We start from the raw sequence: 23,440 nt of genomic DNA, 5'->3' as shown, positions 1-23,440 counted from the left end.
TTTTTTTTAAGTTATTCAAATAGAGGTTTGTATTTTTCCCAGTATTTATAAATAAGAATTCCATCTAAAATAGCTACTAAAATGGCAAATGCCATATTTGTTGTAGAAAATAAAATATGGAATAAAAGAATGTTCATCGCTATTGGGAATAATGCTATCAATACAAAAGGAACCCATTTTTTAATCAATAATAAAATTCCAAAAATGATTTCAATTATACCTAGCGCTAGAAAAAAATATTCTGTTGCTTCCAAATTAGCAATCAAATTTTGAGCAACATCACTTTCAGGTAGCGGTAATTTATAAAATTGAAAAAATTTATTTGCTCCAAACACAAGAAGCATTAATCCTAATGCAATCCTAACTATTTTAGTAAACATTGAATTCATATGGGTCGGTTTTAGATTAGTTATAATGTAAAAATAACATTATTTTTTTAAATTTAATCTAAATCATTGGATTGTTTATTAAAAAAAGAATTAACTATCTGCTAAAAAACTAATTAATATGTAATTGTAACTTTTTTGATTTAAAAATTACTAATTAGAAACAAACTAAAAATTAAAAAACATGAGAGCACACGAAATAGACTATCAAATTTATGGGGAAGAAATGCAATATGTAGAAATAGAATTGGATCCTCAGGAAATTGTAGTTGCCGAATCTGGGAGTTTTATGATGATGGAAGATGGGATTCAAATGCAAACCATTTTTGGCGATGGTTCACAAGAACAACAAGGTATTTTTGGAAAACTTCTTTCGGCTGGGAAAAGAGTTTTAACAGGCGAAAGTCTTTTTATGACAGCTTACATCAATCAACAATATGGGAAAAAGAAAGTATATTTTGCCTCGCCTTATCCGGGTAAAATTGTGCCTATTGATTTGACAAAGTATGGTGGAAAGTTTATCTGCCAGAAAGATGCTTTTCTTTGCGCGGCCAAAGGCGTTGCGGTTGGAATTGAATTTTCTAAAAAGCTTGGTAGAGGACTTTTTGGCGGCGAAGGTTTCATCATGCAAAAACTGGAAGGCGACGGAATGGCTTTTGTGCATAGTGGTGGAACGTTAGCCCGAAAAGAATTAGTAGCTGGTGAAGTACTGAAAGTGGATACGGGTTGTATTGTTGGCTTTACTAAAGATGTTGATTATGACATAGAATTTATTGGAGGAATCAAGAACTCTATTTTTGGTGGTGAAGGTTTGTTTTTTGCCACACTTCGCGGACCAGGAGTAGTTTATATACAATCGTTGCCATTCAGTCGATTGGCGGATAGAATCATTGCTTCGGCACCAAGGAATGGAGGTAATAGCCGAGAAGAAGGAAGTCTTTTGGGTGGATTGGGAAGAATGATTGACGGTGATAATCGTTTTTAAATAAAAAAGCGGCTTGAATTTCAAGCCGCTTTTCTTTTAGATTTTGAAGTTAATGCCCAGCATTATATTTCTTCCTATGTTGGGAATACCATCTGTTTTTAATCGTGACAGATGCGAAACATAGGTTTTGTTTAAAAGATTATTAGCGTTTAGGTTTACATTGAATTTACTTTTGTTAATCGTAATTTCTCCGCCAAGTCCTAGGTTCACTAAAGTGTAATCGTTGGTTTTGGTTTCAAATTCACTGAAATTGTTTTGTGCTAAAGTGTAAACAATATTTAAGGTTGCAAAACCATCTTTTAACCAATTTCCTTGTTCGAATTCTGCTTTAAAAGTATTGTTCCATCTGTTGGCAGGAATAAGTGGTAAATCATCGCCGTTGTCTTTTCTGCCGGTTACCGTTTCAAAGCTGCTGGTTAAGTGCAACCAATCTATTGGATGTGGATGAAAGTGAACGCCAACTTCGCCACCAAACAATGCTGCATTGCTTTGCTCGTAATTATACACATCATAACCATCAACTTGAGTTCCGCTTGGAGAAATGAAAATATAATTGGCGATATGATTGTAAAAACCGTTTACGAACCACTCAAAGTGCGTGCTTTTGTATTCTAGATTCAAATCGGTTTGGAAGTTTTGTTCGTTGTCCAGATTGCTGTTTCCAATTTCGTAGCGATTACTGCCTTCGTGAACGCCGTTGGAAGTTAATTCAGCCAAGTTTGGTGCTCTGAAACCACTAGCCAGATTTAATCGCATAGTCAGGTTTTCAGAAAAGTTGGTTTTATATCCTAACGAAGCATTGAAACTGTCAAACGATTTATCGATAGCTTCAAAATAGCCTTCGTTGCCTATTGTTCCATGATTTTCAGAAGCAACTTTTCGGTTGTCGTAACGGATTCCGGCTTGCAGCACGTTTTTGCCCCATTCGTAAAGTGATGTTGCATATATTCCAAAATCATTGGTTGTGGCATCAGGAATTAATAATTCTTCGCCAAAATTAGTGTTGGTTTGGTTCATACCTTGCGCACCAATAATGGTTTCAAACTTTCCTTTTTTAGGCAAATGATAATTCACGGTGTAATTGAACGTTTTCAGTTTCATGTGCAAGATTGGCGTGAAACTGTCTTCAAATTCTTTTCTGTCGTTGTAGATGTATCCCAAATCAATATCGAGTTTTGAGTTTTTGAAAAACACATTGTTGTGTAAACTCAAAATATGACTGTCAACACCTTGGCTAGGAAAGTTTGTTTTCTTGCTGGTAGATTGCTCTGCAATGCCATCTTCGGGAATTCCTAAATCCAATTGGTTGAAGTTATAGCGGAATACGGTTGCAAAACTTGCGTTGTTGTATCCAATGCCAGCTTTTAAATCTTTTTCGTTAAAACGGGTGTTGGTTACTCGGTCGCCATCGGGAATTTGATAATCGGAATGCGTGTTGTAGTTTCCACGAACCAAAAACTTCCATTTGTCTGTTGAAGTTTTTAAGCCAAGTGACGTATTGCTTCCCAAAGTATTTGAAAAGAAACGTTGGCTAACATCGGCTTTAAAATCATTTGGATTGGCAAATTTTTCGGGATTGAAATATAAAACGCCACCCAAAGCATCGGAACCATAGAGCAACGAAGCCGGACCTTTGATGACTTCTACACTTTCGACACCAGAATCATTAAGTCCCAAGCCATGTTCTTCGCCAAATTGTTGGTTTTCCATTCGAACGCCTTGTGAATAGACCAATACGCGGTTGCCGCTCAAACCACGAATAACGGGTTTTCCAATAGAAGTTCCAGTAGAAACTTGCGAAACACCAGGAATGGTTGCCAAACCTTCTATTAATGTTGCGGTTCCTTTTTGTTGCAATGATTTGATACTTTCCAGTTCTACCTTCATTACGTTTTGCGATTGCAAACGCTTGAATACATTGGAAACAATTACTTCATCCATGTGTGTGATGGCTTCGTTTAATACAATAGAAAGTTGAATTTCGTTACCCGATAAAGAAATGGTTTGCGTTTGGGTTTCATAACCCATAAACGACACTAAGAGTTTGAAAGTTCCTTGTGGTATGTTGTTTAGCGTAAATTTTCCGTCTTTGTCGGTGCTGGTTTCTTTGTGAATTTCGGGTAAAGAAACCGTAGCGCTTGGAATGGGATTGTTATTGGAATCGGTTACGATTCCTGAGATTTTATTCTGTGCGTTTATCATCATAGTACAACCTACTATGAAGAATAGATATATGAATTTCATGAGTTATTTTATTGATAAATGAATAATTGTCCAAGGATTTTGGACAGCAAGATTTCGTTTAAGCAATAAAAAAAGGTGGCGCACGAAGCGAAAATAAACTTCCTTCGAAATTAGGTTTTATCGTTTCATAAAGGGAAACAATTTTTTGACTAGTATGGTTATAAGTACAAAAATCAAAAACTTCTTTTTTTAATGATGTGAATTGACTGAACGTAAAATCACAAAGTGAACATTTATCCAGGCCATGATGTTCGTGAGTAAAATTGGTTTTTGAATCAGTTTTCTCATGAACACAAGCTTTTTCGGTAACAATTTGATGTAAATGTTCAACCGAGTGAATAGACTGAAACAACAGCGCAAACGCCATTGCAAACACTACGATAAAATTGGTAAGGAGTAGTTTTCTATTCATCAGTACAAAGGTACTTTAATTGAAAAGAAAAACCGCTTGACTTTAACAAACTTTAAGATTTGTAAAATCAAGCGGAACTTTTATAATTTTAGTAAAAACGGATTAAATCAGGTTATTTTTTACTAAGTATTCAGCAATTTGAATAGTATTAGTTGCAGCGCCTTTTCTTAGGTTGTCAGCAACAATCCACATGTTTAATGCGTTTTCTCTGCTTTCGTCACGGCGAATTCTACCAACGAATACATCGTCTTTTCCTTGTGCGTATAACGGCATTGGGTAGGTAAATGTATCTAAGTTGTCCTGAACAGTTACACCATCGGTATTGTGAAGAATAGTGCGTACTTCGTTTACATCAAAGTCGTTTGAAAATTCAACATTAACCGCTTCACTGTGTCCACCAACTACTGGAATACGGATAGCCGTAGCTGTAACTGCAATGGTTTTGTCGCCAATGATTTTTTGTGTTTCGCGAACCAGTTTCATTTCCTCTTTGGTGTATCCGTTTTCTTCAAACACATCACATTGAGGAATTGCATTGCGGTGAATTTGGTATTTGTATGCCATTTCGCCTTTCACACCAGCATATTCGTTTTCTAATTGTTGTACTGCTTTTACTCCAGTTCCTGTAATGGACTGATAAGTAGAAACAATCACGCGCTTGATGTTGTATTTTTTATGTAAAGGTGCTAACACCATCACCATTTGAATGGTAGAACAGTTTGGGTTAGCAATGATTTTATCTTCTTTGGTTAATTCGTGTGCATTGATTTCTGGTACTACCAATTTTTTAGTTGGGTCCATTCTCCAAGCCGACGAATTATCGATAACGGTTGTTCCTGCTTCCGCAAATTTTGGTGCCCAGTCTAAAGAGGTTTGTCCACCAGCCGAAAATAGCGCTACATCCGCTTTCATATCCACTGCTGTTTGAAGACCTACGACCTTATACTTTTTTCCCTTGAATTCAATTTCTTTCCCAATCGATTTCTCAGAAGCCACAGGAATTAATTCGGTTACAGGAAAATTTCTTTCAGCTAACACTTGTAGCATTACTTCGCCAACCATACCGGTTGCACCAACAACAGCAACTTTCATATATACTATTTATTAAAGATTTTTGCCTTGCAAAAGTATATAGAAAAAAGGGTTTACGTTCTATTTTGAATTAAAAAATACGGAATTTTAAAAAGAAAAACCATCCGCCGTCGCGGATGGTTTAAGTTAGAATATGTAGTGTAGCGGATTATTTTTTTAATAAATCTCTGATTTGAGTTAATAATTCTTCTTGCGTTGGACCAGCAGGAGCAGCAGGAGCAGCTTCTTCTTTTTTCTTCATGCTGTTTAATCCTTTTACCATAAGGAAGATTACAAAAGCAATAACAAGGAAGCTAATTACGGCAGCAAGGAATTTACCATATAAAATTCCTCCGTCGGTTTTTAGTTCAGCAAGGTTTTCTACCTGAGCTGCTTTTAAAGCAGGATTTAATAATGCAGGTGTAATTACATCTGATACTAACGAGTTTACGATGGCACCAAATGCAGCACCAATAATAACTCCAACTGCTAAATCCATTGCGTTACCTTTTGCAATAAATTCTTTAAATTCTGAAATCATTCCCATATTTTATCGTTTTAAATGGTTAATAGTATTACGAATTTATATTAAATTTTTAACAATTTCAATTATTCTCTGTAAAATATTCGTTTTACTCTTTGGGAAATACTGGTTAGTATTTCATAGGGGATTGTGTTTAAAAGTTTTGCCAGTTCTTTGACGGTTGGTTTTTCGCCAAAGATGGTAACGGTGTTTCCTTCTTTGCAATCAATATTGGTTACGTCTACCATCAGCATGTCCATGCAAACACTGCCAACGATTGGCGCTTTTTGGTTGTTGACTAGAATATAGCCGTTTTCGTTTCCTAGTTGTCTTGAAATTCCATCGGCATAACCAATTGGAATGGTGGCAATCTTGGTTTCTTTTTTAGCCATAAATCGTCTGCCATAACCCACGCTTTCGCCTTCTTGAATGGTTCTGATTTGTGAGATGATGGATTTTAAAGTACCCACGTTTTGCAGATATTTTTGCTCGTCGTCGTCGTTAGAAATTCCGTATAAACCAATACCAAGGCGAACCATATCAAATTGGGCATCGGGGAAGTTTGAAATTCCGGATGTGTTTAAAATATGACGAATAGGGTTTATTTTTAAAGCCGATTTTAATTCTGTAGACAATTGGTCGAACAATTGAATTTGAGCGATTGAAAAATCTTTGTGCTCCAAGCTGTCGCTGGTTGCCATGTGTGACAAAATGCTTTTTACTTTTACCAAATCGGTATTGCGAAGTAGTTCAATAAGTTCGGGGATGTCATTTTCCTGGAAACCAAGACGATGCATTCCTGTATCCAGTTTTATGTGGATTGGATACTGACTTACTTTCTTTAACTCGGCAGTTTTTATGAATGATTTTAATCCTTTGATGGTATAAATTTCGGGTTCAAGGTTGTAATGAATGATGGCTTCAAAACTTGTTGATTCGGGATTTAAAACCATTATTGGAATTGTAATTCCGGCGTTTTTGAGTGCAATTCCTTCATCTGAAAAAGCCACACCAAGATAATCTACTTTGTGATGTTCGAGCAGTTTGGCAATTTCGAAACCGCCGTTTCCATAACCAAAAGCTTTTACCATGACCATTAATTTGGTTTTTGGGTTTAATTTTGATTTGTAAAAATTCAGGTTGTGACTCACGGCATTCAGGTTGATTTCTAAAACCGTTTCGTGTGTTTTTTGCTCTAGGAGCGAAACGATTTGTTCAAAGTGAAAATCGCGCGCACCTTTTACTAAAATGGTTTCGTTTTCAAATTCTAAAGTATCATAAGCCGCCATAAATTCATTGAGATTTGAAAATGAAATGCTGTTGATGAACTTTCGTTTGAATTTTGAAATGGTTTCTCCGATGGCAATTACTCTTGCTATTTTGTTGGAAATAATAAGTAACGAAACTTGAGAGTATAATTCTTCTTCCGACAAACCACTTTGGAAAATGTCTGAAAGAATGATGGTTTTCTTTTTGTGTTGTTTTTGATGTTCCAGAAAATCGAGCGCGATTTTGAGTGATTGAAAATCGGAGCTGTAACTGTCGTCAATGATGGTGCAGTTGTTGATTCCGGTTTTTACTTTCAAACGCATTTCCATTGGATACAGTTCTTTCATTCGGGAATGAATGATGGCTGGTTTGTATCCGAAATACAACATTAGCATCAAACAATGAACCGCATTTTCAACCGAAGCCTGGTCTTGGAACGGAATTTCGATGTCAAAGGTTTCTTCCTGATAGGTGCAATGAAGCATGGTTTTGCTTTCAATTTTTGAGGTGCTGATGAACACATCGGCACTTTTATCGTCGGAAGACCAAGTGAATTGCTTAATTTTTGGGTTGATGAAACACGAAATGGTTTTGTGTTTGTTGAGGATTAAAACATTTACGTTGGTAAAGAGTTTTAATTTTTCTTTAATCTTTTCACCAACATCCGAGAAACCTTCATCGTGAGCCGAACCGATATTGGTTAAAATTCCAATAGTAGGTTGAATGATTTTTTGAAGTTTTTCCATTTCGTTGGTCGTGGAAATTCCGGCTTCAAAAATTCCTAAGTTGTGTTTTTCTTTAATGCCAAGAATGGACAACGGCACACCTACCTGAGAGTTGTAACTTTTTGGACTGCGGATGATGTTATAATCTGGACTGAGCAGGAAATTGAGCCATTCTTTTACAATGGTTTTTCCGTTGCTGCCTGTGATTCCAATAATCGGGAAATCAAATTGGCTTCTATAATAGGCGGCAAATTTTTGAAACGACTCTAAGGTATTTTCAACTACCAGAAAATTGGCTTTGTCTTTTACATTTTCGGGAATGTAGTTGACCACAAAATGCTGTACGTTTTTGGCAATAAGTTCTTCAATGTAAACGTGCGCATCATGATTTGGACCAGTAAGCGCAAAAAATAAAGTATGAGAATCGTTTTGAAGCGAGCGACTATCGATAGAAATAGAATCGATAACCGCAATATCGTTTTTGCCCACCCAATTTGCTTTGAGTATTGAAATAATATTTCGAATGGCTATAGTCAATGTGGTTGTTTTTTATTCTTCGTCGCTCAGATGTTCTGCGTCTTTAACAATCATGTTTTCACGCATGGCATTAAAATAGGCAGCACGGCTCAGCGGTTCATATTCTTCGGTTTCTCCCAGCATTACCAATTTGTCGTTGTCGTTTTTTCTGAAACTGTAATGTGCCAAATTTCCGGTACGGGTACAAACGGCGTGTACTTTGGTAACATATTCGGCAGTAGCCATCAGCGCAGGCATTGGACCAAAAGGGTTTCCTTTGAAATCCATGTCTAAACCAGCTACAATTACACGAACTCCAGTATTGGCCAAGTCATTGCAAACGGCAATGATTTCGTCATCAAAAAACTGGGCTTCATCGATGCCTACCACATCGCAACCTTGTGCTAAAATTCGAATATTGGCTGCCGCAGGAACTGGCGTTGAACGGATTTCGTTTTTATTGTGAGACACTACCATTTCTTCATCATATCGTGTGTCGATGGCAGGTTTGAAAATTTCTACTTTTTGTTTGGCAAATTGAGCTCTTCGTAATCTTCGGATGAGTTCTTCTGTTTTTCCCGAAAACATCGAGCCACAGATTACTTCTATCCAACCAAATTGTTCTTTATGATTTACCGTATTTTCGAGAAACATTTTCTAATTTTCTTGTGCTTGAAATGAATAGTTTTTATTACTTTGTAACCAAAACATATCATTATAAATTTTATACATTTACACCGATTCAAATGTAGAAAAATTTATTCAAAGGAGTAAGTATTCTTTATTTAAAATATATTGTAAAATAATTAAAAACCATTTTGTCTTAGTATAATTTCTGGATTATGAAAAAAAGAGTAGAAGCAGAATTAATTAGCATTGCGCACCGAATTTTGAAATTAAAAAACAAGTCGGAAGTAGATCAATTGTATAAAGAAACCCAAAAATTATATGAAGCTTTAACGATACTAAAGTTTTATGGTGATAATTATGAAACGTTGAAAGAAGCTATTCCTGTAGATGAAATTGAAGAAAAAGTAGCGGCTTTTATTGATGCTAAAGAGGAAGAAGTGGCTGCACCAGTTGTTGTAGAAGAAGCAGTTGCAGTAGCAGAAGAAGTGGAAGAAACCGCAGTGGAAGAAGCGGAAGAAGAACCAGTTATCGTTGGTGAAGTTGTGGTTGAAGAAGATGAGGTTGAAGACGAGAGTTTTGAAGATAATGATAGTGAAGAAGAACCTGAAGTAGAAGATTTAGTTGGCGAAAAGGCAGATGAAGAAAATTTTATGCCATCTTTTGAGCTTTCGTTTGAGGAAGAAAAAGAAGAAGTAGCCGAAGCAAAACCTTCTAAACAAATTACGATGGATGAAGTGATGGGCGACCATTTTAGAGAACCGGTTTTTGTAAAACCAGACGAAGTAACCAAAGAGGAAACAAAAGCGGAAGTGAAAGAAACGCCTAAGGCGAAAGGAACTTCATTGAACGACTCGTTGTCTAGCACTATATCTATTGGTTTGAACGATAGAATTGGTTTTGTGAAACACTTGTTTAACGACAGCAACGAAGATTACAATAGAGTTTTATCGCAATTGAATACGTTTGACACTTTTGAAGAAGCCAAAAACTTCTTGAATGAAATGGTAATTCCTGATTATAACTACTGGGTTGGGAAAGAAGAATACTTAGAGCGTTTCATGGAGATTGTTGAAAAGAAATTCAAGTAAACTTAAAAGTCTGAATCAGCTTTATCATTTGAAAAGGTTCTCGATACATTCGCCTGCGGCGAACACTCGAACTGACGCAAGGAGTTTCTAATTAATATATTAAAATGGGTAAACTTTTCCTAGTTCCAACGCCGATAGGCAATCTTGATGACATGACTTTTAGAGCGATTCAGGTTTTAAAAGAAGTAGATTTAATATTAGCCGAAGACACGCGAACGAGCGGAAAACTCCTGAAACATTTTGACATCGCTACGCATATGCACAGCCATCATATGCACAATGAGCACAAAACCGTTGAGAACATTATCAAACGCCTGCAAGCCGGTGAAAACATTGCGCTGATTAGCGATGCGGGTACGCCTGCTATTTCCGATCCTGGATTTTTATTGACGCGTGCTTGTGTTGAGAGCAATATTGCGGTGGAATGCTTGCCTGGTGCTACGGCTTTTGTTCCGGCATTGGTGAACAGTGGTTTGCCTAACGACCGTTTTGTTTTTGAAGGTTTCCTGCCGGAGAAGAAAGGAAGACAAACCCGATTCTTAGCTTTAGCCGAAGAAACCCGAAGCATGATTTTTTATGTATCGCCACACAAACTGGTGAAGACTTTAGCGGAATACGTTCAGTATTTTGGTGAAGACCGACCGGTTTCGGTATCGCGGGAGTTATCCAAACTGCATGAAGAAACGGTGCGCGGTACTGCTGTCGAAGTTTTAAAACACTTTGAAGCAAAAGCTCCGAAAGGGGAAATTGTTGTGGTTGTTGGTGGGAAAAGTTTAAAATAAAAGGATGATAAGAGTTTTAGTAATAGTGATGGTTTTTATTTTTTGTTCTTCTTGTTCAGAAGACAGTAAATATGTGCCAATATCACAGGCAACTCCGATTATCTCACTTCCTGAAACGCCTTATGGTTATTCGAATGTAAACTTACCACCTCATTTCACTACCAATGATGGAGGCGCTTTTAACAGCTCGGTAAACGGTATTGATAATACGCCAAGCGATAATCCCATTACGGATGCTGGTGCTACTTTAGGGAGAGTTCTTTTTTATGATACTAATTTGAGTCAGAACAGAACTATTGCCTGCGGAAGTTGTCATCGTCAGGAGCTTGCTTTTACTGATTCTCCTGTTCGTAGTTTGGGTTTTAATCAAGTTCCTACCAGAAGGAATTCGATGCCATTGGTTAATCAAAAATTTTATAACCGCGGTCGCTTTTTTTGGGATGAAAGAGCTGTATCTCTTGAAGACCAAGTTTTACAACCTATTGTAGACCACAACGAAATGGGTTTAACAGAATCAGAGATTATTCAAAGAATTTCTGAACGACCATTTTATAGTAATTTATTTTTACAGGCATTTGGTTCTGTGGGAATAACCAATGACAGAATTTCAAAAGCATTGGCACAATTCATCAGAAGTATTGTCAGCACGCATAGCAAATATGACGATGGTAGAGCGCAAGTGACAACAAGGCTAATCCCATTTCCTAATTTTACGCCATCGGAAAATTTAGGAAAAGAATTGTTTCTGAAAACCGTTGCTCAAGGTGGTGCAGGTTGTATTAATTGTCATACCACAGAAGCTTTTGTGAGTGTTAATTCGGGACCAAAAAACAACGGATTGGATTTGGTTTCAACCGATGACTTTGGTGCTTTTGAAACATTTCCTGCGAATAACAATCTGAACGGCGCTTTTAAAATTCCAACGTTGCGGAATATTTCTTTGGGAAGTCCTTATATGCATGATGGACGATTTCAAACGTTACTGCAAGTTGTGGAACATTATAACAGCGGTGTCAAAAACCATCAAAATTTATCGCCTTTTTTGAAAGGACTCGATGGGAATCCGCAGCAGTTAAATTTAACTCAGGAACAAAAAGCCGCTTTGGTAGCTTTTCTTTATACACTAACCGACCCCAATATTTTGAGTAACAGTAAGTGGTCTGATCCTTTTATAAACCAGCATCTTTAACGTTAGTTTACTTCCAAATCTGTAAACGCGAAGCTTTTTCCGCTGAACAATCCTTTATCCGAAAGTTTCAAATCAGGAATTACGAGTAATGCCATGAAGGAAAGTGTCATGAAGGGTGCTTTTAGTGTGCTGCCTAATTCTTTTGCCATGGCGTCGATTTCCTGATAGAGTTTTCCGGTTTCCCAACCGTTTTTGTCGCTCATGATTCCGGCTACGGGTAAGGCCAATGCTTTTTGTTCGTTGCCGTTTACGGCACAGATGCCGCCAGTGTTTTCGATGATGCGGTTCACCGCGTTGCAAATTTCCTCGTCGGATGTTCCTACTACAACTATGTTATGGCAATCGTGGGCTACCGAACTGGCGATGGCGCCTTTTTTTAATCCAAAGTTTTTGATGAAGGCAACGGCAGGTTTCGTATCGGCGTATCGGTTGACTACTGCCATTTTCAACACATCGTTTTCGGTATCGGAAACTAAGTTGCCGTTATTGATTTTGGGTTGGCAATGGATTTCGTTGGTGATGAGTTGTCCTTCCAACGCTTCAATGACTCTTATTTTGGTGGCTGTGCTTGGTATGGCAAAATCGCTGACTTCTTTTTTGGAAGTTTTGAAATTGTTTGGCGTTTCAAAATTAACGTGTTTTACGAAGGATTGACCATTTTCCGCAACCCGTTCGCCGTTGATGTAGGTTTGCAGTACGTTGAAGTTTTTTAAATCTTCAACTACGATGAAATCGGCGGTGTCGTTTTGTTGGAGCAAACCAATGTTCATGTTGTAGTGTTTCACCGGATTGACGCACGCCATTTGCAATACTTTGAAAACATCAAACCCTTTTGCCACCGCACGCGCGCATAGCAAATTGATGTGTCCTACAATCAAATCGTCGGGATGTTTATCGTCTGAACAGAACATCATGTTTTCGTAGTGTTCGGGGAGCAGGTCGATGAGTGCTTCGAAGTTTTTGGCGGCGCTGCCTTCGCGGATGATGACTTTCATGCCTAGAGACAACTTTTCGGCTGCTTCGTCGTAGGTGAAACATTCGTGGTCGGTAGAAATGCCTGCCGCGATGTATTTTTTAATTGGTTCGCCGCGCAATCCCGGTGCATGACCGTCTACCGGTTTGTTATAATGTTTTGCCCACGCTATTTTTTTCAGTACTTCTTCGTCGTCAAACAACACGCCGGGATAGTTCATCATTTCGGACAGGTAATAAATGTCGTCCATCGCTATGAGTTCTTTGATTTGCTCGGAATCAATCACGGCGCCAGCGGTTTCAAAAAACGTTGCCGGCACACAGGACGGTGCTCCAAAATGGAACTTAAGCGGTACTTTCTTTCCGTTTTCAATCATGTAGTGCACGCCGTCTTTGCCCAGCACGTTGGCAATTTCGTGTGGGTCAGATATAGTGCCGACGGTTCCATGCAACACAGCAATTTTGGCAAACTCCGACGGAACGAGCATGGAGCTTTCGATGTGAATGTGTGCATCGATGAAACCGGGAAGGATGTAGTTTTTGTTGTCGTGTTGCTTCTCGCTGATGGAAACGATTTTTCCGTTCTCTACGGTGATTTCACCAGAGTAGATGCGTTTATTTTGGATGTCGACGATTTGACCTTGTAGTTGCATTTTATTGGTTTTGGGTTTTATAATGTCGTCAGTTCGAGTGTTCGCCAAAGGCGAATGTATCGAGAACTTTTTATTAATTTTTTAACGACTGAAATTGAAATTCAAAAATAATTAATTTATTTTTCAACTAGGGTTTATCTCTCCATTTAAAGAAATTGAAAATATATTTTATTTTCGATTTTTCTTCATACTCTGATAATTTTTCAAAATTTTCGTTAGGATATAAAGTTTTAAAATTATTAAACCTTTTATTTCTGTAATATTGTATTACACATATTCCTAAGAATATGAAGAAAAAGGGAGATTTTATAAGATTTAACAAAGTTTCCATAATATTAATTTTTAATATTTTTTCAAATTTCAATATTCATTTTTTTATTTCGTGTGACATGACGCCGCATGTCTCAATTATTTCTTTTCAAAGGTATTCTTCAACAATTTTTTTTTAAGCATTTGATAAATTTAATTTTAATGTTCAAAAATATATTTTTGGTATATTAAAAAATAGGACAGTAAAATCAGGAGTGTAAATATTTAATTTTCAATAACTTAAAAATTTAATTCATTACGCAATGCTTTTTGATTTAAAATCAAATCAAATAAAAACCCCTCCTTTGGAGGGGTGGTTCGCTTTAGCGAATCGGGGAGGCAAATACCATACTTTTAATCACAAAAAAAACCCAACGGGACAGCACATACCGTTGGGAATTTCACTAACAATCTAACATACAACAAAACAGTCGTATTCTTTTATGCCTTCTTCTAAACTTTAAACTTTTTTTTGTCATTCCGTAGGAATCTCTTCCAATTCCAATGAACATCTTAGAAAAAAATCCGCCTCAATCCGCGTTCCCATCAACCATCAACTACAAACAACAAACAACAAACCACAAACAAAAATCTACATCGCCTCCTTCTCCAGCAAAACCTGCCGTTTCAACACCACATGCTGTTCCTGTCGGCTCTGAGGCACAAACGCCATATAAATCGTAACACTTTCAAATCCCGGTCGGCTAAACGTCACTGGCCAAACACCACTCGGCACGCGCCTGAAAAGAAAATTACCCTTTTCACCCGTTTGAGTTTCAATAATAGTATGACTCGCAATGCTTATTTTCGCTTTACTCAGCGCTTCGCCTTGCTCATTCACTACCGAACCTTGCAGCGCAACCTTGCGCGTACCACGAGTAATAATTTTTCGGTTATCAAAATACAAATCACAAAAACCTTTATTCAAAATTCGATACGCTCTAACCACAACATCCATATCAGCAATAACAACATCAAGAGCCTTTAGCAAGTCTTTAATGCTTCTCGTACTCTGCATTTTGTTCGTAATCTCAAGTCGGCTCTTCGGAATCATAGAACGATACTCAACAATAGCATCTTCAAAATCGGCAAGCAAAGCCGCAGTAATTCCATAAGGTGATAGTTCCGCCAGCAAACCATTCGCTCTTTTACGAATAAATTTACCAACGCTTACTACTTCATGCTCTCTAAGTTTATCAATTTTATAACCTTTAAGGTCAACCTCATTTTTTAAAACAACATCTTTCACATTCACAGCGTACGCCTTCAAACAATAAGCAACATCAAGAATCATTGCCGTAAGCTCACCGCGCATTCTAACCTTTTCAACACGAAAACCCGTAGTATTGCGGTTTTGGTTTTGATTTTCAACACTCACAGTAGCAAGCAATCCTTCCATTTCATCAATCAAACCAGCCATACCAGGCATTTGGGCAATAACAGCAACATCCGTATCTTTCAAGTAATCATACACTACTTGAAGCATCATATATTTATCAGTTTGTCTTCCGGTCATAATAGTATTGTTATAAGTAACCTATTGATTATAATCAAATTACAGTTGCAATAACAAACCTAAATAATATTTTGGCTCGAAATAAATAAAACCCCGATTATTTACATATTTTATCGATGAAATACACTTTTAATATAAATTATAGTATAATTATCTTACTGAAATAGAGATAAAAAGACAAGAAACAGATAATTATTTTCTGGAAATAGCATCTTGCAACGTCAAAAATCCATCTTGCACTATAGAAAATCCATCTCGCTAGTTAGAAATACTATCTTTCATTTTGGAAAACTCATCTTGCAGAGTAGAAAACACATCTCTCACATTAGAAAATCCATCTTGCACACTAGAAAACCCATCTAACACATCCCGAAAAACAACACATGCATTCCGCAACCAAATTTTAATCCAAGTAAAAAAAACTCCAAAACCAGTAACCCAAAAATCCAAACAATATTTTCATACTTTTATACACCCAATTTAAAATTCAAAATTCTAAACTCTAAATTCAAAATTAGAAATGCGTTGGAACGTCAAACCAAAACCTGATGCCGAAAGAGTAAACCACTTAATGGAGGTGTTAAAAGTAGATGAAATCATTGCAACGCTGTTGGTGCAACGAGGTATTGAGACGTATGAGCAGGCACGTGCGTTTTTCAGGCCAAGTTTAGACGATTTGCACAATCCGTATTTGATGAAAGATATGGACAAAGCGGTTTCGCGCATTGAACAGGCGATTGAAAACGAGGAAAACATATTGGTCTTTGGGGATTATGATGTTGATGGAACAACGGCGGTTTCGCTGGTGTCGGGTTATTTGAAAAGTTTTTATCCCAATGTGGCAACTTATATTCCCGACCGATATGATGAAGGGTATGGGATATCCTATAAAGGAATTGATTTTGCGGAAGACAACGGATTTTCGTTAATCATTGCACTCGATTGTGGTATTAAATCGATTGAGCATATCGATTATGCTACAGCAAAAAACATTGATTTTATTATTTGCGACCATCACCGACCGGGCGATGTTTTGCCGAATGCGGTGGCGGTATTGGACCCAAAACGGGAAGATTGCACCTATCCGTATGATGAGCTGTGTGGTTGTGGTGTTGGGTTTAAGTTGGTTCAGGCATTGGCGCAGCATCGAAATCAAACGATAGACGATTTGATGGTTTATCTGGACTTGGTGGCAACGGCGATTGCGGCAGATATTGTTCCGATGACGGGAGAAAATCGGGTTTTGGCAAAGTTTGGATTGGACGTTATCAACAGCAATCCGCGACCGGGAATTAAAGCGTTAATCCAAAATGTAAAAAAGAAAGTACTGACGATAACGGATGTTGTTTTTATTATTGCGCCGAGAATTAATGCGGCGGGAAGGATAAAACACGGTAACGAAGCCGTGGCGCTACTTACCGAATATGATTTAGACCAAGCAGCACAGTTTGCGGCAGAGATAGAACAACATAACAGCGACCGAAAGGATTTGGACAAACAAATCACGGTGGAAGCGCTGGCACAAATAACACAAAACAACGAAACGAACCGCTTTACTACTGTGGTGTATCAGGAAGACTGGCACAAAGGCGTGATTGGTATTGTGGCTTCGCGATTGATTGAAACCCATTATCGACCAACGATAGTGTTTACTAAAAGCGGTGACAAGTTGGCGGCTTCGGCACGGTCGGTGAAGGATTTTGATATTTATAATGCTTTGGAAGCGGTTTCGGAGCATTTGGAGCAATTTGGTGGCCATATGTATGCGGCAGGAATGACTTTGAAAGAGGAAAATTATCCTGCCTTCAAAGAAGCATTTGAAAAAGTAGTGGAACAAACCATTCATCCTGATTTATTGATTCCGGAGGTTTCGATAGATGCTGAAATTAATTTTACAGATATTAATGAACGATTGATGCGGTTGTTAAACCAATTTGAGCCTTTTGGACCGCAAAACATGACGCCAGTTTTTATGACCAAGAATGTGATTGATACTGGTTATGGGAAAACGATTGGTCAGGATGATGAGCATTTAAAGCTTTTTGTGAAGCAAAACAACTCGGAAGGAATTGGGGTTATTGGTTTTGGATTTGGAAATCAATTGCCTATCACCAAAAACCATCAACCGATAGCAATTTGTTATTGTATTGATGAAAATGAATTTAATGGAACCGTATCTTTGCAACTGCGATTGAAAGATATTAAGCCCAATTAGATGAAAAAAAACGATCCTTACGAAGCGCTACGGTATAGAGAATTCAATCTTTTTTTGTTAATGCGATTTGCCATGGTTTTTGCATGGTCGATGCAGTTTGTTATCATCGAATGGGAAGTGTATAGCCTGACCAAAGATCCGTTATCGCTTGGTATCATTGGATTGATGGAGATTATTCCTGCGGTTGGGATGGCATTGTTTGCCGGACACGTGGTTGACCAAAAGGAGAAGAAAAGCTTATTAGTGAAATGTATACTGGCGTTTTCGGTGGTGAGTTTGGGGTTGTTTTTAATTACGGTTCCCAGTATTACTAAGGATTTGTCGCTGCAAACCATCTTATATGTAGTTTATGGTTTGGTTTTTTTAGGTGGATTGGTCAGAGCATTTATCAGCCCAACGATATTTTCGTTACTTTCTTTGGTTGTTCCTAAAAAAGCCTACCCGAATGCTTCTACCTGGAGCAGCTCGATATGGCAAATGGCGGCAATGTTTGGTCCTGCGATTGCGGGATTTGCTATCAGCTTAATTGGTGTCCATTGGTCGATGTGCTTAGTATTAGGGTTTTCGCTGTTTGCTTTGTTGGTTTTAACCAAGATAGAGCGCAAACCAATTATGAACCCAAAAATTGGTGAACCAATATTTCAGAGTTTGGCAGAAGGCGTGAAGTTTGTGTTTAAAAATAAAACGATACTTGGCGCGATTTCGCTGGATATGATTGCGGTGCTTTTTGGTGGTGCAATGGCTTTACTGCCGATATTTGCTCAGGATATTTTAAAAGTTGGTTCGGAAGGATTTGGAATTCTTAGAGCTGCGCCGGCTGTTGGTTCGATTATTACGATGATACTGTCGGCTTATATTTCGTTGAATCGAAAAGCAGGAATGAAACTGCTGACCGCGATATTTATGTTTGGTGTTTGTATTATTGTTTTTGGGTTATCGACTATTTTCTGGGTTTCGGTTTTGGCGATGTTTTTCAGTGGTGTGTTTGATGGTGTTTCGGTGGTTATCAGAAATACGATTTTGCAATTGCATACGCCTGATAATATGCGTGGAAGAGTAGCTTCGGTGAATTCTATCTTTGTGGGTTCGTCGAACGAATTGGGTGCTTTTGAAAGTGGATTGACCGCTAAACTGATGGGAACGGTTACTGCAGTAGTTTTTGGAGGAACTATGACTTTGATAACGGTTGCTTTTACGGGAATTGTTTCGCCATCGTTTAGAAACCTGGATTTGGAGAAAGACGTGGAAGCTTTGCAGAATGGGGATTAATACTCTTTCAACTCCAACTTTTCTCCATCAAAAACGCCATAGGTAAAATAACCAATCCAATCACCAAGGTTGACGTATTCTGAATTTTCGCCTACTTCAAGAATCATTGGTAGATGACGGTGACCGAAAACCAAATAATTGTAATGCTTGGTTTCGAGCTTGCGTTTTGAGTATTGCACTAACCATTCTTTGTCTTCGCCTAAGAATTTTACATCGGCTTCGCCAGAAATCAATTTGTTTTTAACGGAAAGGTATTGTGCCAGTCTCACGCCGATATCGGGATGCAACCAACGGAACAACCATTTTGAAAACGGATTGGTGAAGACTTTTTTCATTCGTTTGTAGCCTTTGTCACCCGGACCTTTTCCGTCACCGTGACCAATAAGAAATGTTTTTCCGTTAAAGGTATATTCCTGATTGTCGTGATAAACCGGAATGTTGAGTTCTTTTTCAAAATAATCGTGCATCCACAAATCGTGATTGCCCACGAAGAAATAAATTGGGATACCGCTGTCGCGAATTTCGGCTAGCTTACCTAATACACGAACGAAACCTTTAGGCACTACGGTTTTGTATTCGAACCAAAAATCGAATAAATCGCCCAAGAGGAAAATGCATTCTGCATCTTTTTTTACTTCATCCAACCAAGCGACAAACTTTTGCTCGCGCGGAAAACTCGCTTCGGGCGTTGGCGCACCAAAGTGTTGGTCGGAAGCAAAGTATATTTTTTTATTGGGAGAAATGTTCATCAAGGAATAAAATTATTGATTATCGGAAGCATACCATTCGGCAAAAGAGCTTTCGGTTTCTTGTAATTTTAAGGAATGGAGTTGAATGTCTTTGGGTAAACGACTTTTTATTTTTTGAGCAAAATCAATCACCATGTTTTCGCTTGTTGGCTGGTAATCTACCAAGATTACATGATGACCGCGTTCTTTCAGTTCGTTGGCCAATTCAACATGAGGTGTGTTTTTGTTGAAAACGGTAGCGTGATCAAAAACATCTACAATTTCTTCGCGAACAATGGTTTTCAGGTCAGAGAAATCGATAACCATACCGTATTTTACATTAGAAGTATCTGAAATTGGTTTTCCGATTACAGTTACTGATAATTTGTAACTATGACCGTGAACGTTTTTACATTTTCCATCGTAACCATAGAGTGCATGACCGGTTTCGAAAGAAAACTGTTTGGTAATTCGGATGTTGCTCATAAACTGATTTTGAACTACAAATTTAGTAAATTGAATGTAAGTATTGGGGATTTTATTTTTTCTCTTATTTGAAATGGAAAAAGAGTATATTTGCTTTCCACATTTGGGGATGTAGCTCAGTTGGTTAGAGTGCTTGACTGGCAGTCAAGAGGTCGTGGGTTCGAATCCCATCTTCTCCACAAAAAAAGCGAAGTAGAAAAACTTCGCTTTTTTATTTTTTTATGTTAGTTTGTTTTGCGTTTTATAAACTCACCATTGGATGCAATAACAATTTTTTGAACTTGATTGTTTTTTTCTAATAGCACATCATAGTGTTTTTTAGTTACATCACCTTCTTCTTGTGAATAAGAATATCGGTCTTTAATTATTCTCCAATTAGGGTATTCTTTTAGTATTTTATTCAATACGATGTTGGGTAATCTAACATTATCATATTTTTCAACCACTTTAATAAGTTTCCCTTTTTCGTTATAAGTTGCTACCAAAGATGCATCTTTAATATCCATATAAACTAAAAAATTATCATAGCCTTCAAGATCTTTACCCAAATCGTACGCTATGAATGTATTTTGGATATAATTTATTTTACTGTCTTGATTTTCAATTTCGGGAAGATATACACTGAAATCTTCGCCTACTTTTTTGATTACTACCGCTGGTAACTTAATGTTTTTAGAAGTATCATCAAATTTACCAGTATAATTCGTTTCTTGACTAAAAGTTGGGATAGCAAATGCTAACACAACTAATACACTAATAATTGACTTCATGTTTTTTAAAATTTTAAAATTAATAAAATGAAATAGCAATTATTAAAAAGATAAGGTTTGTTGATTTTCTTCCCCTTTTTGTTGTTTTTTTTTAAAATTGAGCTACTTCGAAATTACAGCATCAGTAGATGTAAAGTTTAAAAAAAGCAGAAGTTTTAAGTTGCTCTAATTTAGTCAATTAATTAGTTAGGCAATGTTAAAAAAAGGAGTTGTTTTTAACAAAAATGAATTAAAAAATAGTAACAATAGATAGCGATTCGAAGGTTTGATATTATTTAACGTGTTAAATTTATCGGGATTATTTTCCGTCTTTTAAATCTTCGGCTACTTTTTCAAGGTCTGCATACCATGATTCTCCAAAACGTCTAATCAAAGCTTCTTTTACAAATTTATAAACAGGAACTTCGAGTTCTTTTCCTAATGAACATGCAGGATTGCAAATGTCCCAACGGTCATAATTGACCGCAGCAAACTCGGTGAAGTCTTTTACTCTGATAGGATATAAATGGCAAGAAACTGGTTTTTTCCAATCAATTATTCCTTGGTTATACGCCTGTTCAATGCCACAAAGTGCTGTTTTGCCATCAAAAATAACATAGGCACAATCTTTATTATCGATTAGAGGAGTTTCTAAATCTTGCTCGGTACCAACAACCCAAGTTCCTAATCGTTCTATAGCTTCAATGCCTTCTTTTCTTAAAAAGGGTTTTACTTTTGGATAGATTTCTTCCAGAATTTTAGTTTCTTCTTTGGTCAAAGGTGCGCCAGCATCGCCATCAACACAACATGCGCCATGACAAGCCGAGAGATTGCACACAAAATCTTTTTCTAAAATATCTTCCGAAACGATGGTTTTACCTAATTGAAACATGAAACTCGAGTTTTCTGAGTTGCAAAAATAGCCATTTTACAAATGCTAAATCTATTTTTCCTTTTTTGAAATGATTACTTTTGCAAAAAGTTTTACAATGAATATAGATTTTAGAGAAATAGTGACGGCAACAATGGTACTTTTTGCTGTGATTGATATTATTGGAAGTATTCCGATTATTATAGATTTGAGGTCAAAATTTGGACATATTCAATCAGAGAAAGCGTCTTTAGTTTCAGCCGGAATTATGATTGCTTTTTTGTTTGTTGGTGAAGAAATATTAAAACTTATTGGAATTGATGTCAATTCGTTTGCGGTTGCTGGTTCTTTTGTTTTGTTTTTTCTTGCTTTAGAAATGATACTTGGTATTCGTTTATATAGAGATGAACAAGCCAGTTCGGCTTCTATTGTGCCGATTGCTTTTCCTTTGATTGCTGGTGCAGGAACAATGACTACTTTGCTTTCGCTACGTGCCGAATTTCAGTCGGTGAATATTATTATTGCCATTCTTTTGAATATTATTTTGGTTTATGCCGTTTTAAAATCATCGTCTAAAATTGAACGCATGTTGAGTAAAAACGGAATAGCCATCATCAGAAAAGTGTTTGGTGTGGTTCTTTTGGCAATTGCTGTTAAATTATTTGCCGCTAATGTTAAAGGTCTGTTCATATAGTCCTAATTTTTATATTTTTGTTCCATAATACTGTCAAATGAAATTATTTACAAACATATTAATCATACTTGCTATAGGATTAATTATATTCAACGTTACCTTGTTGGATTTTCAAAAACCATTTGAAGGCGATAGTGCTGTAGCTTTAATTGGAATTGCTGCTGCTTTTTGTGCCGTTTTAATTCTTCTAATTTTTAGAATGTCTAAAAAGATAGAAGACAAAATGAAAAACTAATCTATGTTTGATGTTCTAATTATTGGCGGCGGAGTTTCGGGTATGTCGTGTGCTTTGATTCTTGGTTCTGCCAAAAACAAACCTTTTGCTTCAGACAAAAAGATTGGAATTATTGCTCATCAAAAGGCTTCTTCACTTCAAAATGCGGTGTTCAATAATGCTTATGGAATTACTCCAGGAAAACGAGGTTCTGAATTACTTGATTTTAGTATAGAACATTTGACTAATCAATATGGACATGTTAGTCAAATTACAAATGAAAAAGTAATGAAAATTGAAGGTAAAGCAGGAAGTTTTACAATTATTACCAATAAACAAACCTATATTTCCAAAATAATTGTGATTGCCATTGGCGCATCCAATCCTTTTACAATTGAAGGTTTAGAAAACTATATTATTCCACATAAAAAGTCAAATCCAGAGAAAAACAAAATTCAATTGGTGAACGATGACCATTTGGTTACCGAAGGAATTTATGTTTGTGGAACTTTGGCTGGACATCGTAGTCAGTTTTCAATTGCTGCAGGAAGCGGTGCAGCTGTTGCCACCGATATTTTAACTCTTTGGAACAACGGAATTCATGTTCAGGTGCATGATTCGGTTGGGAAATAATCTCAAGAACACATTGCTTTAAGTAAAAAACTTCATCATTGAGGTTCAAAGCTACTTGGTTTAAGAAAAAAACCTTTTCGATGAAGTTCAAAACTGTTTTGTTCGAGTAATTAACCTCGTAGATTAAGTAAATATCTTCTTTGATGAAGTTAAAAACTCTTTTGTTCAAGTTAATAACCTCTTTGTTGAGGTTTAAAACTGCTTTTAAGAAGTAAATAACCTCAAATTAAGAGCAGACAGGCTTAATTAAGAAGTAAAAGCTTAATTTAAGGAATTCATGCTTAATTAAGGTTATGATGCTTAATTTTTTC

The 23,440-nt window shown here is 36.9% G+C and carries 22 protein-coding genes and 1 tRNA gene; 10 read left to right on the top strand and 13 right to left on the bottom strand.

Annotation, left to right across the window (positions count from 1 at the left end):
- Positions 1 to 11: 11 nt before the first annotated feature.
- Positions 12 to 389, bottom strand: coding sequence for a DoxX family membrane protein (locus tag RN605_RS09095; RefSeq protein WP_313324343.1), 378 nt, complete (start codon positions 387 to 389; stop codon positions 12 to 14).
- A 181-nt stretch (positions 390 to 570) separates the two neighbouring features.
- On the opposite strand from RN605_RS09095, the gene RN605_RS09090 reads away from it, so the two are divergent.
- The gene (locus RN605_RS09090; RefSeq protein ID WP_313324342.1) at positions 571 to 1,371 is read left to right on the top strand and encodes a TIGR00266 family protein; all 801 of its coding nucleotides are present in this window, start codon (positions 571 to 573) and stop codon (positions 1,369 to 1,371) included.
- A gap of 36 nt (positions 1,372 to 1,407) precedes the next feature.
- On the opposite strand, the gene RN605_RS09085 is transcribed toward RN605_RS09090, so the two are convergent.
- The 6 genes from RN605_RS09085 to RN605_RS09060 form a co-directional block, all read right to left on the bottom strand.
- Positions 1,408 to 3,615 (bottom strand): TonB-dependent receptor, encoded by a 2,208-nt coding sequence (locus RN605_RS09085; RefSeq protein WP_313324341.1) that lies wholly within the window; start codon positions 3,613 to 3,615, stop codon positions 1,408 to 1,410.
- 58 nt (positions 3,616 to 3,673) lie between these two features.
- Positions 3,674 to 4,027 carry a hypothetical protein gene (locus RN605_RS09080; protein ID WP_313324340.1) on the bottom strand — a complete coding sequence of 118 codons (354 nt, stop codon included), beginning with the start codon at positions 4,025 to 4,027 and terminating at the stop codon, positions 3,674 to 3,676.
- Between the two features lie 102 nt (positions 4,028 to 4,129).
- Entirely contained in the window at positions 4,130 to 5,119 is a 990-nt protein-coding gene (locus tag RN605_RS09075) for an aspartate-semialdehyde dehydrogenase (protein WP_313324339.1), read from the bottom strand.
- Positions 5,120 to 5,267: 148 nt separating this feature from the next.
- Entirely contained in the window at positions 5,268 to 5,645 is a 378-nt protein-coding gene (gene mscL / locus RN605_RS09070; protein ID WP_313324338.1) for a large conductance mechanosensitive channel protein MscL, read from the bottom strand.
- Positions 5,646 to 5,707: 62 nt separating this feature from the next.
- Complete coding sequence (locus RN605_RS09065) at positions 5,708 to 8,152, bottom strand: bifunctional UDP-N-acetylmuramoyl-tripeptide:D-alanyl-D-alanine ligase/alanine racemase (protein ID WP_313324337.1); 2,445 nt, start codon at positions 8,150 to 8,152, stop codon at positions 5,708 to 5,710.
- 12 nt (positions 8,153 to 8,164) lie between these two features.
- Positions 8,165 to 8,785 carry a thymidine kinase gene (locus tag RN605_RS09060; protein ID WP_313324336.1) on the bottom strand — a complete coding sequence of 207 codons (621 nt, stop codon included), beginning with the start codon at positions 8,783 to 8,785 and terminating at the stop codon, positions 8,165 to 8,167.
- A 188-nt stretch (positions 8,786 to 8,973) separates the two neighbouring features.
- On the opposite strand from RN605_RS09060, the gene RN605_RS09055 reads away from it, so the two are divergent.
- The 3 genes from RN605_RS09055 to RN605_RS09045 all read left to right on the top strand — a co-directional run bounded on the left by RN605_RS09055 (position 8,974) and on the right by RN605_RS09045 (position 11,820).
- Positions 8,974 to 9,849, top strand: coding sequence for a hypothetical protein (locus tag RN605_RS09055; protein WP_313324335.1), 876 nt, complete (start codon positions 8,974 to 8,976; stop codon positions 9,847 to 9,849).
- Between the two features lie 104 nt (positions 9,850 to 9,953).
- On the top strand, positions 9,954 to 10,631 hold the full coding sequence (gene rsmI, locus RN605_RS09050; RefSeq protein WP_313324334.1) for a 16S rRNA (cytidine(1402)-2'-O)-methyltransferase: 678 nt from the start codon (positions 9,954 to 9,956) through the stop codon (positions 10,629 to 10,631).
- A gap of 4 nt (positions 10,632 to 10,635) precedes the next feature.
- On the top strand, positions 10,636 to 11,820 hold the full coding sequence (locus RN605_RS09045) for a cytochrome-c peroxidase (RefSeq protein WP_313324333.1): 1,185 nt from the start codon (positions 10,636 to 10,638) through the stop codon (positions 11,818 to 11,820).
- Positions 11,821 to 11,822: 2 nt separating this feature from the next.
- On the opposite strand, the gene ade is transcribed toward RN605_RS09045, so the two are convergent.
- Both ade and RN605_RS09035 read right to left on the bottom strand, forming a co-directional pair.
- Positions 11,823 to 13,445, bottom strand: a complete 1,623-nt coding sequence (gene ade / locus RN605_RS09040; RefSeq protein WP_313324332.1) for an adenine deaminase — start codon at positions 13,443 to 13,445, stop codon at positions 11,823 to 11,825.
- Positions 13,446 to 14,346: 901 nt separating this feature from the next.
- Entirely contained in the window at positions 14,347 to 15,270 is a 924-nt protein-coding gene (locus tag RN605_RS09035) for a carboxypeptidase-like regulatory domain-containing protein (RefSeq protein WP_313324331.1), read from the bottom strand.
- A 520-nt stretch (positions 15,271 to 15,790) separates the two neighbouring features.
- Here RN605_RS09035 and recJ point away from each other — a divergent pair.
- Together recJ and RN605_RS09025 are read left to right on the top strand one after the other, a co-directional pair.
- Positions 15,791 to 17,485 carry a single-stranded-DNA-specific exonuclease RecJ gene (gene recJ / locus RN605_RS09030; RefSeq protein WP_313324330.1) on the top strand — a complete coding sequence of 565 codons (1,695 nt, stop codon included), beginning with the start codon at positions 15,791 to 15,793 and terminating at the stop codon, positions 17,483 to 17,485.
- On the top strand, positions 17,486 to 18,754 hold the full coding sequence (locus RN605_RS09025; protein WP_313324329.1) for an MFS transporter: 1,269 nt from the start codon (positions 17,486 to 17,488) through the stop codon (positions 18,752 to 18,754).
- On the opposite strand, the gene RN605_RS09020 is transcribed toward RN605_RS09025, so the two are convergent.
- Both RN605_RS09020 and RN605_RS09015 read right to left on the bottom strand, forming a co-directional pair.
- Positions 18,751 to 19,503: a UDP-2,3-diacylglucosamine diphosphatase gene (locus tag RN605_RS09020; protein WP_313324328.1), complete on the bottom strand. Its 753-nt coding sequence runs from the start codon at positions 19,501 to 19,503 to the stop codon at positions 18,751 to 18,753. The two genes, RN605_RS09025 and RN605_RS09020, sit on opposite strands and share 4 nt — an antisense overlap.
- Before the next feature lie 12 nt (positions 19,504 to 19,515).
- On the bottom strand, positions 19,516 to 19,968 hold the full coding sequence (locus RN605_RS09015) for a 6-pyruvoyl trahydropterin synthase family protein (protein WP_313324327.1): 453 nt from the start codon (positions 19,966 to 19,968) through the stop codon (positions 19,516 to 19,518).
- A 105-nt stretch (positions 19,969 to 20,073) separates the two neighbouring features.
- On the opposite strand from RN605_RS09015, the gene RN605_RS09010 reads away from it, so the two are divergent.
- A tRNA-Ala gene (locus tag RN605_RS09010) sits at positions 20,074 to 20,147 on the top strand.
- 45 nt (positions 20,148 to 20,192) lie between these two features.
- On the opposite strand, the gene RN605_RS09005 is transcribed toward RN605_RS09010, so the two are convergent.
- Both RN605_RS09005 and RN605_RS09000 read right to left on the bottom strand, forming a co-directional pair.
- Positions 20,193 to 20,738, bottom strand: a complete 546-nt coding sequence (locus tag RN605_RS09005) for a hypothetical protein (RefSeq protein ID WP_313324326.1) — start codon at positions 20,736 to 20,738, stop codon at positions 20,193 to 20,195.
- A 298-nt stretch (positions 20,739 to 21,036) separates the two neighbouring features.
- Positions 21,037 to 21,609: a DUF3109 family protein gene (locus RN605_RS09000; RefSeq protein WP_313324325.1), complete on the bottom strand. Its 573-nt coding sequence runs from the start codon at positions 21,607 to 21,609 to the stop codon at positions 21,037 to 21,039.
- 97 nt (positions 21,610 to 21,706) lie between these two features.
- Between RN605_RS09000 and RN605_RS08995 the strand changes: the two genes are divergently transcribed.
- The 3 genes from RN605_RS08995 to RN605_RS08985 are packed head-to-tail and all read left to right on the top strand — an operon-like array spanning position 21,707 to position 23,129.
- On the top strand, positions 21,707 to 22,282 hold the full coding sequence (locus tag RN605_RS08995) for a MarC family protein (RefSeq protein ID WP_313324324.1): 576 nt from the start codon (positions 21,707 to 21,709) through the stop codon (positions 22,280 to 22,282).
- Between the two features lie 37 nt (positions 22,283 to 22,319).
- A complete protein-coding gene (locus tag RN605_RS08990) occupies positions 22,320 to 22,517 on the top strand; it encodes a hypothetical protein (RefSeq protein WP_313324323.1) in 198 nt (65 codons plus the stop codon).
- 3 nt (positions 22,518 to 22,520) lie between these two features.
- Positions 22,521 to 23,129, top strand: coding sequence for an FAD-dependent oxidoreductase (locus tag RN605_RS08985; RefSeq protein WP_313324322.1), 609 nt, complete (start codon positions 22,521 to 22,523; stop codon positions 23,127 to 23,129).
- The last annotated feature ends 311 nt before the right edge of the window (positions 23,130 to 23,440 follow it).

This window comes from Flavobacterium sp. PMTSA4 (assembly GCF_032098525.1).
In the GTDB taxonomy this organism is placed as follows: domain Bacteria; phylum Bacteroidota; class Bacteroidia; order Flavobacteriales; family Flavobacteriaceae; genus Flavobacterium; species Flavobacterium capsici.
The sequence above is the reverse complement of the archived record's forward strand: the minus strand, read 5'-3'. Positions and strand labels throughout refer to the sequence as shown.